Here is a 13169-nt window from a genome sequence, read left to right on the forward strand (position 1 = left end):
GCCCTACTGTGATCGTCTACTCAGCAACAAAGTCTCAATTTAAAGATGATGTCATGACTAATGACATCGGCAACATCATTTTTGAAGCATTCAAAACAGCTACCAAGAAAAGTACCAGCAAATCAGAAGTAGACTCATGGCTTAACTCTCTCCAATACATGGATAGGATTCTCAATGACAATGATATTCCTGGTGATGCCGGTGTGTCGATAGAGTACCACCTCCCACAGACCTCAAAACGAATTGATTTCATCCTAACTGGTATAGACCCTCATGAGAGGGATTCTGTCATCCTCATCGAGTTAAAACAGTGGCAAAAAGCTGAGCTGACAGAAAGCGATGCTGTCATCAAAACACGATTTCGTCACGGAGTTAAAGAGACCTTACACCCTTCTTACCAAGCCTGGTCCTACAAAAGTCTACTGGAGCACTTCAACGCTACTGTTCAAGAAGAGCATATCCAGCTTTTTCCATGTGCATACCTGCACAATTACGAGAGCGATACCGTAATAACCAATCCTTTCTATGCTGATCACATAGCAAAGGCCCCGCTCTTCCTTAAAAGAGATGCTAAAAAGCTTCAGGCATTTATAAAATCCCATGTCAAATACGGTGACAAGAACAACATTATGTACCGTATCGATAATGGGAAAATAAAACCATCAAAGAACCTTGCTGATCAGTTATCCTCAATGCTGAAAGGCAATGAAGAGTTCGTTCTCATCGATGATCAAAAGCTTGTCTATGAGACATCAATTCAACTGGCCAAAACTGCGTCCTCCCGGAAAAAGCAGGTATTAATTGTTGAAGGTGGCCCTGGTACAGGAAAGTCAGTGGTTGCTATCAATCTTCTTGTCCGCCTAACCAATGAACAGCTTATTACCCGCTATGTTACTCGTAATTCTGCTCCACGATTGGTCTACGAGGCAAAGCTCACAGGTGCACTGAAAAAATCTCATATATCCAATATGTTTTCAAGCTCCGGCTCCTATCATTCTGTCAAAAATAATGTGTTTGACTGCCTCATCGTTGATGAAGCCCATAGACTCAATGAAAAATCAGGGCTGTATAGCAATCTCGGTGAACACCAAGTCAAAGAGATTATAAACGCCAGCAAGTTAAGTATCTTTTTTATTGATGAAGATCAAAAGGTAACGCTGAAAGATATCGGCAGTAAAGATGAAATAAGACGCTGGGCAAAGCATCACAATGCCTCTGTATCAAAGCTTAATCTAGAATCACAATTTCGCTGCAACGGTTCTGATGGATACCTAGCCTGGCTGGATAACACACTGCAAATCAGACCGACAGCTAACACTGTTCTCGATACCAATGATTTTGATTTCCGAATTATAGACAATCCCGCTGAGTTACATGAGCTGATCACCGAGAAGAACAAAATTAACAATAAGGCACGAGTCGTAGCCGGTTACTGCTGGAAATGGATCAGCAAAAAGCATCCACACATGAAAGATATTATTATCGGGGACTACAAGGCGACCTGGAATCTGGAGTCAGACGGTCAAGCCTGGATCATACAGCGAGACTCTGTAAGTGAGGTAGGGTGTATCCACACCTCACAAGGTCTGGAGGTGGATTACATAGGCGTAATTGTCGGCCCTGATCTCACAGTAAGAGAGGGCAAAGTGCTAACTCATCCTGCTGAACGTGCCGGTACAGATAGATCTGTTCATACTTGGAAGAAGTTGATGAAACAGGAACCAGAATCCACACAAAAACGTCTTGATGCTCTTATAAAGAATACCTATCGCACACTGATGACTAGGGGCCAGAAGGGCTGTTATGTGTATTTTGTTGATGAGGAGGCAAGAGAACATTTCAAAGCCGGCATAACAGACTCCAACTCTACTTCAACTTACCCATGGGCACTGATGGCGGAGTAGCAGGTGATCTGGCCAATCAAACAAATCTAAAAAGACTGTAAGTAAAACCTAGTAGCTGATTACAAGTAACGATTTTTTTTATCTACACTCAAGTTGAACCCCTATGAATCTTAATTACCCTCATCATTCCAAATTCTTAAAATCATGCGAAGCTGTCATTAAGAATGAGAAGGAATCCCTTTCTGAAGGCCAACTGATTTCGATATACCTCCCGAAAGGTGGATACCCTAGAAAGGCCGAGATCATAATTTCTCCCACTGATACGAAATTCTTTTCCACTGACTGGATAAGCTCACATCCATCTCGGTTCTCATCAAGAATCAGGGCAGCGGCATTAGCTCTTCATAACCAAGGCTGTTTTGGCAGGTTCCAAGTCTCCCACTACGATGGGCTGCTTAGGATTAAATCACTTAATGTTAAAAGGGTCCTCTATAAAAAGGTTGCGAAATCACAATATACAGATGGCGTTAGGGTTAACCTGGAATTCCATAGCGAGTTTAATCCGCCATCTAGCGAGTTTTACGCAGGCAAAGGGCAATCCCGCCCTATTACTGTCAGGTTTAACAACAAGGTATTTCAGGCAAAGTATTTACATGAGAACCCTGCATCTTCTAATAGAGACATGCAGTCAATCAGGTTCTCGAAGGAACTGAGGAATGAATTCAGAAATGTAACACCTGATACAACTGGATACTTTTCTATAAAAATCGGCCCATCTCTCAAAGAATTCGCTTTCGATATTGTTACTGCCGATAACCTCACTGAAACTGAATCTTTTGCAAAAATGTTTCTACAGCAACAGCAAAAAGGTATTCTTACGGATAATGACATAGACAGGATCAGAAGAGAAAGGCTTAAAGAATTTGACCAAAACCAAATTGGAGGTAGACAGGAAATCTCTAACCGGTCAGTCAATAAAAGCGACCCGATCCTGAAGGAAGATATAAAGCAGCTGTACCGTTATAAATGCCAAATATGCAGTGAGCAGATACGAAAGGTTGGTTGGGCTGAAGGACTAACCAAACAGCAGGAATTTGAATACCTGTCTGCCGATGCCCATCACGTTGTTCCTCTTGAAGATCACGGGTTAGATACACCTGGCAACATTATCTGTGTATGCCCGAATTGCCACAGGAGGTTACATACCTGGGAGATGATCATTGAGTTTGTAAGTGGGGAACCGGTTTGCCGTAATCAAATTACTGGGGAATTGATGTCGATGGTAGTTGATCAGGATCATGGATTTGGTTGTCAAATGAAGAAATAATGCTTTGGAATTCGATGTGAATTTAGCCCATTCTTCACTTAATACTGGTTACACCCAAATGCCCCTTTTACGTATAGTCAGGAAACATTTCTACGGTAACATTGAAAATAATCCTACAAATCAAGACTTTAACCCAGCTTACGGTATGTTGGTTATTGCGTTGGCCACCACTCAACCAAGCGTTTAGGACGCACTATATACATAAGGGGAAAATCTCATGGCTGAAAAAACGCCTTATTCAAGAAGTCCCGAAAGCACTTCTCGTGAAAAAACCATGAGAAAAAAACTTGCACCAGAATTACTTAGCAATCTGGGAAAAATAATATCAGATCGTTTAGTAAGAGGAATGCATTTCATTGAAGTTCAACCAAACAGTGGCCCATCTCTTGTAATTTGGGTGAAATGTGCTTGGAAACCTGGAAAGTTTGGAAATTGTGCAGTTCAATTAGATTTCCCTGGAAAAGACAAGCGTGCGAACACAGCAAAGGATACGATAAGAGTCGTAGATGAAAAAGCAATTCGTGCACGCGAGCGCGGAGCCACCCATTTACTGATGCTTGCTGCGGATAATGAAGGTCATAAAGCTCTAGCGGCAAATATAGTGCCAATTGAAAAAATAACCCATCTCACCAAAGAATGTCTTTCCATTGATGAATCGCTGACTCGCAATGGAGCATCTCCAAGTATTTATGTAGTAGCCCATGGAGAACGACAAACAAAAATAGTAAATAAAGTCAGAAGATTATCTACAGATCTTCTTAACATAATTGAAGACACTATTTTATTCTCAGATGCAATTGATGATTTGGTTTCATACCCAATTGGTTCTATATCACCGGAAAAGAAAGTAATTAGTTCAGGCTCTTATTCGAGAGACCCTGCAGTCCGAACATATGTGTTAAATAAAGCAGATGGTCAATGTGAATACTGCGGTGAGGTTGGCTTTCTACTTAGTGATGGTGTTTCTCGATATTTAGAAAGTCACCACATAATAGCTCTTGCAGATGCAGGGCAAGATACCATTGGCAATGTCATTGCGCTATGCCCGAAACATCATCGGGAAGCACACTATGGGTTAAAAAGGAATGATCTTGAATCTCAGATGCTTAAAATTGTGAAAAAACGGAACTAGATAAAGGTCAACAAATACAAAGAAAACACAGGGAATTACCACTACGCCTCCTGTTTTCTGCGATAATATCCGGTTATACTGGTCTTTTGCTTACTTGCAGTGGTTGAACGAAGCCGCTACGCGGCAGAGGTCTTGAGTATACTTCAGTAAAGAGTCCAATTCCGGACACTTACAGAAAAAGGAGTATACCATGAAGGCAAAAGATTCCAAACGTTTTGAAATCCTTTACGATCGGCACCTGAAAAAGCTTACGCTTCAAGGCAAGAGTCAGGCAACTATCAGCGCCTATGCCCGGGCTGTTCGTCGTCTTACCGAACATTTTGATTGTTGCCCAGATCAACTGTCGGTGGAGCAGCTCGAAGATTATTTTACCCGTCTGGTAGAAAACTATTCCTGGAGTACGGTAAAGCTCGACAGGCTCGGCCTGATGTTCTTCTGGAAGCACGTCCTGGAGCAGGACTGGCAATGGCTCAATATCGTCAAGCCACCAACTGTGAAAACAATCCCGGATATCCTTACTAGAGAAGAAGTTGCCTTACTTGTTCACAACACGCGCAAACTCCGTTACCGGGTCTTTCTCTTTACTACTTACTCCATGGGGTTGCGTTTACAGGAAGCACTTTCTTTACAGATCGGAGATATCGATGCCAATCGCAGACGGGTACATATCCGCAGAGGCAAAGGACATAAAGATCGTCTGGTTCCACTGCCTGATCGAACCCTGAAGGCATTACGCATTCTCTGGCAGGATCATCGCCATCCCAAGCTGCTTTTCCCAAACTATAGAGGCTCTGCTGAAACCATCATCAGGGCAACCTCTCACATGAACATCGGTTCCACCCAGCAGGCCATGAAAGCGGTGGTTGCAGCCTGTAACATTAAAAAAAAGTCTCCATCCACTCCCTCAGACACAGCTTTGCCACCCACCTCCTCGAAGCGGGTTTAAGCCTTCGCCACATCCAGGAACTTCTCGGGCATTCAAGCCCCACAACCACTGCCCGTTACGCCCAGCTCACCTACACCGCGGAAAAGGATAGCATTGCCACCATAAACGAGCTGATCAATTCCATGGAGCTGAACCCAACGAGGAAGCAACATGGACATTAAATCACTCATCAACAAATACTTCGACCTGTACATGATTCGTCATGGCGGCAATGCCATCCCAGAGCAACTGAGGGCTTTGAGGGACATACAGCAGTGTCGAACCCCTCAATCTGGCGAACTCTATGCACGATGCCCTGATTGCCAGCATGGAGAATGGCGCCCCCTCTCGTGCGGCAACCGCCACTGCCCAACCTGCCTCAATCACCAGACCAGTTCCTGGCTTGATAAACAGCAGGCGAAGCTCATGCCGGTCCCCTACTTCCTGGCCACCTTTACCTTACCATATGAACTGCGATACCTGGCATACGGGCACCAGAAAACTGTCTATTCCCTGATGTTCAAATGCGTCGCTGAAGTCCTTAGATCCTTTGCTGCGAACCCAAAACATCTTGGAGCGGAGATCGGCATGACCATGATCCTGCACACCCACGCGCGAGACCTCTCGTTTCACCCCCACATTCATGTACTCATCCCTGGCGGCGGTATAGATAAACGATTCGGCAAGTGGAGAAAGGTGAAAAATGACTATCTCTTCAATGGATTTGCCCTGGCCAAAACCTTCCGCGGCAAATTCCTCGACATGCTGAAATCAACAGGCCTGTCCCTGCCTCAAAATCTGCCTGAAAAGTGGGTTGCCCATTGTGAATGCGTGGGCAATGGCTTCCCGGCCCTGAAATATCTGGCCAGATATCTCTATCGAGGCGTCATCAGCGAGAAAAATATTGTGGCAAGTCACAACGGAAATGTCACTTTCAAGTACCGTGACAGTAGGACTGATGAGCTAAGATATTCCACAGTAAAAGCAGAGGATTTCCTGAACATCCTGGTCAAGCATGTCCTGCCGAGAGGCTTCAGACGCGTGCGGGATTACGGTTTTCTGCACGCCAATGCCAGAAAAATCAGAACCCTCATTCAGCTTATACTGCATGTCTTTACCCCAATAGTGCCAAAACAGCGGCAAAGGCCAAAGTATTCCTGCCCAAAATGCAAGGCGGCTATGCTGGTGATACGCTTTCGATTCGACTACGGCAGATCAGGATAATGATTAGCCTGGACGCTGCTCTCACATAAATTCAGCAGGAGGTAATGCAGTCTATGAAAACAATCTGTTTCTTTCACACCTTGTCAGGTGAAGGGATAACTATGCTCTATAATTACAGCTAGAATTCAAGGCCCCCTTCCAGGGTAATTACTTTCAAAAGATATTTCCTTAGGAGAAAAGCCGGGCTTGTTCAACCACGGATAAGATTGTGGATCGCTTTGCGATCACAATCTATCCTTATTCGTTAGACACGAAAGGGTTATCGTTTCCTTGGATCTGTTTGATACGAGATACCCTTTTACACTCCCAGCCTGTTACCGGATACATCGTATCCCACGTCTCCATGAGTTTTCTCTGGCTCTTGCTCATGCTGTACCGTGAATAAGTGGAGTCCATGTATAAGTAAGTCCTTGCGATCTGCCCTCTTGCTATCTCTGGTGGATGAGCCTTTCTTCCCTCTATCCTCATATCACATGATCCAAAGGTTGGATAAGCCTCAGGAAGTACTGTGAAGTTGTAATTACTGCGTAAGGCATTAACTGATCCAATAGCAGGAAAGAGGTTATGTAGGTCAGACTCCATATACCTGAACGCAGTGTTTACCTTCCTAGCACAATTTCTCCCCTTAAAAGATTTCCCTTTACTATCTACGCATGCCTGGTCTCCATCTCTCCATTCCACGAATATACGACCAAAGTTCTCTGCTGGAACTATATGCTCCCATTCAACCTTCTTTGATCTCTTAACATACTTTTCTGAGATAAACCCAATAGGTGGGTTGATGTACTTCTTCTCGTCGTAGTCAGCATCGCAATAGATGGTCTTCCTATAGTCAGTGTAGACCTCTCTTTCCAGATATCTCTTAGCCTTATTGAATGAATCTATGCTCTGGTTTTGGGCTGCTGCACTGGTAGCCATAACAGCTACGAGTACTGTTCCTAATATGAATCTGCTTGCTTGTATCATCTTCTCTCTGTCGTTTTAATTCTTTGGTTCATGCCTGGGGCAAAGAGGTCAATATGGAATGACTAAGAGAAGAACGTGCATTAAATCAGGATAAACGTCAAGATTCTAATTAGCTATATGCGAATTGACGGAGGAGAGAAGATAGACGTTCCATTGTGTCTGGTTGTAATCTGGAACACGTGGAACAATGCCGAAATCCTATGTAGCCGATAATGTGTCTAAATCACAATGATCGGTAAAAATGTTCCAATGTTCCTGAGTAATTTACCCGATTGTTGGAAGTTGAGATTGGGGAAGATTACGTAGCCGAGATGCTCACCGGGAGTCAGTTGCATGAAGGTTTTCAGGGAACATCTTCGCCATGTAATACTGATGAGAGTTTGATATTGACAGTACGAATCTGTGATCTGAATTTGCATAATACCACCTTGACTGAGCCAAGGCGGTAAAGCATATAGACATTTCAACATGGGGAGTACGAGTTTATGTTTTGTAACTCTTCGTTCCTTATAAATTGGCCTCTGTTGAATAACCCCTAAAGGGAAGAAAGGTTGGATTCAAGAAATAAGTGCAACACCCCTGCCAATAAAGGCTTCCAAAGGTATTAACCGTCCCAAGACTTTTCTTGGCTTGAAATTTACGATTTAATCACCTGTCCAGCTTTTTGTGTTCGGTGTATTTTATGGTTGACTGATGTTTAGAAATCGAAACTCAAGAAATTTCCAGATCAGCGTTAAGGAAGCGCCTAAAACAAAAAAAACCATGTTTACTACTTTTGCTGTTCCTAAAAAATCTTCAAATATTCCTATATCTTAATTTTAATAAGCATGAATTGCTTTTTTTTTGTTGTATTTCAGTTACCCAATCAGTCCAACTATTATCCCAAATCTTTTTCTGATTACCACTAAGGCTCAGCCTGACACCTTTTTTTCATGGGTGGTCACTAAATGATACCCCGGCCGTGTCATACTCCACGAAACTCAACAGGGGATCTGATATGGCTAAACGAAGCGACATTCACTTTCAATCAGGGGTCAGTTTGTTTGATTTTCAATTGCAATACGGTACAGAGGAGCAATGCCTTGCTCGATTATTCCGCCATAAGTGGCCTAAAGGATATCGCTGTCCGAAATGTAGTCATGACAAGTACTACTTCATTCGATCGCGGTCTTTGTACCAATGTCGTAAGTGTAGGCACCAGGCCTCGTTACTAACCGGCACCATATTCGCGTCGACCAAGATGCCCTTAACAATCTGGTTTCTCGCTATTTACCTAATAAGTCAGTCAAAGGAAGGTGTATCCTCTCTGAAATTACGACGTTTTCTTGGTATTTCGCAAACAGCTGCCATGCGTATTAAGCATAAGATCCAGATGGTTATGAAGTTTTCTGACGATTCAAAACGCCTCGGAGGTTTTGTACAAGTCGATGATGTCTATTGGGGTGGAAAGCGTGGGCGAGGTGCTGAAGGAAAAACACCATTTATCGCTGCAATCCAACGTAATAAGAAAGGCCACCCGATGTATATTCGTTTCAGCCGAATCGCTGGTTTTGATTCCAACAGTATGAAGAACTGGGGCGATAAACATCTTGAAGCTTCAACAGTGATTGTTTCTGATGGCCTACCTTGCTTCCAGAACTTCAACAATCAGGGGCATCACCAGTTTTCAATCAAAACAACAGGAAGATATGGAGACCCTGACTTTCATGTTTTCGATTGGCTGAACACCGTGATAGTTAATGTTAAGAACTCGATTGTCGGAACGTATCACGGTTTAAATCATAGGCATTTACCTCGATACTTGGCTGAATTCTGTTATCGTTTTAATCGTCGATTTGATCTTCAACGTTTATTGCAAACTCTTATTTATCATGCGTCACAAACTGCCGCGATTCCAGAGCGCCAACTTAGGCTTGCTGAGGATTGGTGGTAATTAGAAAATATTTTATAGATCAATTAGATTCATTCAAGCTCTTCAGTTCAGCATAGCGGGGTCAAACGTCCTTCTTAAGTTCCCATTTATTTTCCATCAATAAATCTAATTCATAGGCACTTCTGTAAGGTATTGAATATTTACATTGTCGTCAAACAAACATGTTTCCAACCCTCGGCAAGAGGAAAAAATAGCCTTATCTAAATCAAAAGAACCTCTGAAATCTACATTTTCAATAATGCTGACTTAAAGCTAACACCTTCTAAATTAGCATTCCAAAATGGGGGAAAGTAGGTTTGATCAGAAGTTCCCTCACCAGTGAGATCTTCATACCAATCTGACTTTTCTTTCTTTATATTTTTAATATCGTATTTTATAGTAGCATCTTGAAAAGATGAATTAATTAAGTTGCATTCTACAAAGTCACAATCTTCAAAACGCGTCGGATTTATGAATCCTTTTGAAAAAACGACGTCACTGCAACAAGTATAACTGAAGGATACATTTTTTAGAATTGTGTTGAATGACTCAGGTCGGTTGGGATTGATAGAAAAACAATTGTTTTGAAATGAGGAACCTGATAAATTTCTAATCCCTTCTGATTTAAACGAGAAATCCGACAAATTGATGCCACCTAGATAGTGATCATGTTTTCCTCTTTTCTGGATTCTTCTTAATGCTCCTGCAATACGCCGCTTGCCTTCATCTGTATTCCACTTCAGGTAATCATCGATCAAATCTTCTTGAGTTTGAATATAAGCTTTTTTTTCCTGACGATTTGTATAAATGGCTAGGAATATACCAAATACAATTAGATCAAAAATCATCCCTGAAAATTCTACAAACACCCCATCAAAGAAAACTGCTCTGAATGATTCGGATAAACTTAGAATGCAGAAGATTATCATTACGGAAATAATCACGGCGATAATCGAAAATGGTGCACTTCCCACTCCAATTGTATTCCAGAATTTACAAGCCGTGTTGTTGAACCAGTCTCTGGTCCCAGGATTTATTTTAGATAAAAGTTGTTGGTAGCCATTCATTGTTATAGCTGAGATTTTTTCAGTAAACGGCCACTTTTCGATGATTTTCTTTATTTCCATGTATGATCTCATTTCGTGATAAATGCTAACAAGCATATTTATTAATTTTGTTTAGCTTTTCTTTTTATTGCCTGAAGATTGTTGACAAATCATACGAATTCACCTTAACTGCTGCTGAAGCTTAGCAGCCGCAGTTTATCGGGCAATTAGCCAGTTCGCCCCACGCTTGTTCGGTTCACATCATGGTTGTCCGATAACGTGGAGCTAACAGGTTGCTGGCACCCGTGAACTACGCAATAAAATCATGCTTTTGATATAGCACAAAAGGTTTTAAGAACGAATCGGTAGCCTGACAGCAATCCTTGTTGAGCGTTTTGTTATGCATTTTTTTCTTTTATTTCTAGAAATTTTATATTTTGAACAATTTCTTCGAAGAGGCAATATTCTGGTCCTTTTACCGTGTCCCAATTGGTACCAATATTGTTAAGTCTGAAATAAGTACCAAACTCCATGTACGCACGATGGTTGCTGAGTTTAAATAGTGCCTTTTCTGTTTTTTCTAGTAATTGTAAGTGTTCGGCAATGTCGAAATCCTGGATTATTTGCGGAAGTTCATGCGCTAGTATATTTCTGTGTTTTCTTAATGCTTGAATGGTCATTACGTCTTCTGCATCTATTGCTTGCATGAAGTCACGTAGATAAAGAAGTGACGCTTCAAATTTGTTTTTGTGCCTAGATAATACGTCTTGTTTGTATGATTTGAATGGCATACCTTCGTCGAAGGTCACATTTTTGTAAAATGTTTCGATTGGATTGACAATCATTCCTTTTGCCAACTCAAACGCGACCAAAATAAAGCCTGCATACGTAAGTGTTTGGGTTATTTTTTCTTCAGTCATTATTATTCCGACGCATAATCGGGATAGGGAGGAACCTCACGGCTCCCCTCCTCCCACACCACCGGGCATACGGATCACGTACCACGGCGGTTCGGTTGATTGTTTTGACATTATTGCCAACCGGAGCGTCGATACATTCTCTCAAGTGTAGATTTCTCCTGGTCTAGAGGGATGTTCATCACACTCAAATTAATACTGCACTCCTCTCTTCCGTTCTGGCCTTCAGTGGGTGAGCCCTCCCGGCTTTTCTATTCACCGGGCTCGTTTCCTGACAACCGCTTCCGATTGCTTTCACCTACTATGCCTTCTGCTGACTTCTCCTAAACGGTCGGAATTGATTACTCGCATCCCAGCCAATTTCCGCTGCACGCAGCTTCCCAGAGCAATTCGAGAGACCTCCCGAGGTAAGACATGAAACTTTCATCGCGTAAACGCCGGATTTATAAAACACACCCAAGCGCAGATGGAGGACTTCGCGGTCACGTGCCCGCTCGTCCCGAGTGTGTCACACCTCATATCCGGTTCCTGTTCGTCGCCCCGCGACTTTGAATTGGGCTTCCTCCAGACAACACCTCGCGATGATGCCCTTGCCCTTCTTCTAACCTTCGGCTCTGTTTAACCTGGTAAGAGAACTTACACCTCTCTAGTTTCATGCCATGCCCGGCACACACGCCGCGCTCTGCGGCAAATTTGGAGCGTAGCGGAAAATTTGTCCGACAGCAGCGCCTTGTTAGCTTTTGACACTAATACAATCTCATCCATTGCAAGATGTCATTGTAATCTTTGAGAGATATATCCCACGTGCTCGGGGCTTGGTTTTGTACAAAATCCACTGCTCCACTAGTAAAACTTGATGTTGTAGCGAGTATCACCTTGTTTGGCGCGCCTACAGTATTCTTGACACCATGCAACGCTCTTACAATCTCAACGCCAACCTTATTCTCTGGAGCATACCTTTTACATTCGATGAAGTATTTAGTGTCTATACCAAGATCATTTCTATGTATTGCGATTATGTCTTTACCACCATCCCTTGTTTTTGCAGTCAATGTTACTTCAAAACCCTTCGCTCTAAATATTTCAGCGATAATTTCCTCAAACTCTCTTGGTGTTAAAGAATGTATGTGCTGCGGGTTTTGACTCAAAAACCTTATTAAGTCAGGAATATTTGCCCTGATAAGGTTGATATCTGTAATAATACGACTTTCAGGAACTATTATTTCAGGTTCAGGGAAAGTATAAATAGCTTCATCATCAAGATGGGTTATATATGGTTCATTTGAACAAGATGCACCATTCGAATTGTTAATAACATAACTCAGAAAATCGATTGGATATTCTGTAGCGTCAAAATCCAAAGTAATTTCACTATGGCACCTTGGGCAATTGAATTCAAAGAGGAGCTGATAATTATTTTGAGCTCCCATCCCATTCTCTTTGTAATCACCTCCATAACACTCAATACTGAAATCTGAAACATTATTATTTTGGATATCTCCACAGTTATCACATGCAGAGGTAATCACTCCGTCAAAAGTCCACATTCGTGAAACGTTCTCCTTGTGAAGCTAACAATTAATTATACAGAAGGCTGAGTGAAGCCCCCATATGGCACACATCCCCCTCAAAGATGCTCCAATAAAGCAAAAATTAATGTGTCATATTAGTCAAATAGGATGCAATAGTCAATGCAGGTATTAGTTTCGTTCTTCCGGGTAACATTACAAAAACGAGTGTTATAGGTAAAAAAACTACAGAGTTCGGACCAAAGTTTTAAATGCAAAAAATTATGAGATGAGATTTCCACCTCAAATCTAAACTGAGTTTGATTTCCCACAAATTGAAGATGTCTACTGTAAATCTTCAAGCCCGC

Annotated in this window: 9 protein-coding genes and 1 pseudogene; 6 read left to right on the forward strand and 4 right to left on the reverse strand. The window is 42.2% G+C overall.

The genetic code is table 11. The features are described from left to right. The first annotated feature begins 8 nt into the window (after positions 1 to 8). The 5 genes and pseudogenes from FCL45_RS16420 (at position 9) to FCL45_RS16445 (ending at position 6452) form a co-directional block, all read left to right on the forward strand. Complete coding sequence (locus FCL45_RS16420) at positions 9 to 1904, forward strand: DNA/RNA helicase domain-containing protein (RefSeq protein ID WP_136799682.1); 1896 nt, start codon at positions 9 to 11, stop codon at positions 1902 to 1904. Positions 1905 to 2007: 103 nt separating this feature from the next. Beyond that, positions 2008 to 3171 carry an HNH endonuclease signature motif containing protein gene (locus tag FCL45_RS16425; protein ID WP_136799681.1) on the forward strand — a complete coding sequence of 388 codons (1164 nt, stop codon included), beginning with the start codon at positions 2008 to 2010 and terminating at the stop codon, positions 3169 to 3171. A 217-nt stretch (positions 3172 to 3388) separates the two neighbouring features. Next, positions 3389 to 4303 (forward strand): HNH endonuclease, encoded by a 915-nt coding sequence (locus tag FCL45_RS16430; protein ID WP_136799680.1) that lies wholly within the window; start codon positions 3389 to 3391, stop codon positions 4301 to 4303. Between the two features lie 190 nt (positions 4304 to 4493). Next, positions 4494 to 5410, forward strand: a pseudogene (locus tag FCL45_RS24905) (tyrosine-type recombinase/integrase). Next, positions 5400 to 6452: an IS91 family transposase gene (locus FCL45_RS16445; protein WP_176360015.1), complete on the forward strand. Its 1053-nt coding sequence runs from the start codon at positions 5400 to 5402 to the stop codon at positions 6450 to 6452. Before FCL45_RS24905 ends, FCL45_RS16445 begins: the two are co-directional and overlap by 11 nt. A 237-nt stretch (positions 6453 to 6689) precedes the next feature. Here FCL45_RS16445 and FCL45_RS16450 read toward each other — a convergent pair whose 3' ends face one another. Continuing rightward, on the reverse strand, positions 6690 to 7418 hold the full coding sequence (locus FCL45_RS16450) for an endonuclease (protein WP_136799973.1): 729 nt from the start codon (positions 7416 to 7418) through the stop codon (positions 6690 to 6692). Between the two features lie 997 nt (positions 7419 to 8415). On the opposite strand from FCL45_RS16450, the gene FCL45_RS16455 reads away from it, so the two are divergent. After that, positions 8416 to 9351 (forward strand): IS1595 family transposase, encoded by a 936-nt coding sequence (locus FCL45_RS16455; RefSeq protein ID WP_136799972.1) that lies wholly within the window; start codon positions 8416 to 8418, stop codon positions 9349 to 9351. A 224-nt stretch (positions 9352 to 9575) separates the two neighbouring features. On the opposite strand, the gene FCL45_RS16460 is transcribed toward FCL45_RS16455, so the two are convergent. The 3 genes from FCL45_RS16460 to FCL45_RS16470 form a co-directional block, all read right to left on the reverse strand. Beyond that, a complete protein-coding gene (locus tag FCL45_RS16460; RefSeq protein WP_136799971.1) occupies positions 9576 to 10457 on the reverse strand; it encodes a hypothetical protein in 882 nt (293 codons plus the stop codon). Positions 10458 to 10774: 317 nt separating this feature from the next. Further along, positions 10775 to 11296: a hypothetical protein gene (locus FCL45_RS16465; protein WP_136799970.1), complete on the reverse strand. Its 522-nt coding sequence runs from the start codon at positions 11294 to 11296 to the stop codon at positions 10775 to 10777. 743 nt (positions 11297 to 12039) lie between these two features. Further along, positions 12040 to 12840, reverse strand: a complete 801-nt coding sequence (locus tag FCL45_RS16470; RefSeq protein ID WP_136799969.1) for a restriction endonuclease — start codon at positions 12838 to 12840, stop codon at positions 12040 to 12042. Positions 12841 to 13169: the final 329 nt, after the last annotated feature.

Origin of the sequence: Desulfosediminicola ganghwensis, assembly GCF_005116675.2 — a bacterium.
GTDB lineage: Bacteria > Desulfobacterota > Desulfobulbia > Desulfobulbales > Desulfocapsaceae > Desulfopila > Desulfopila ganghwensis.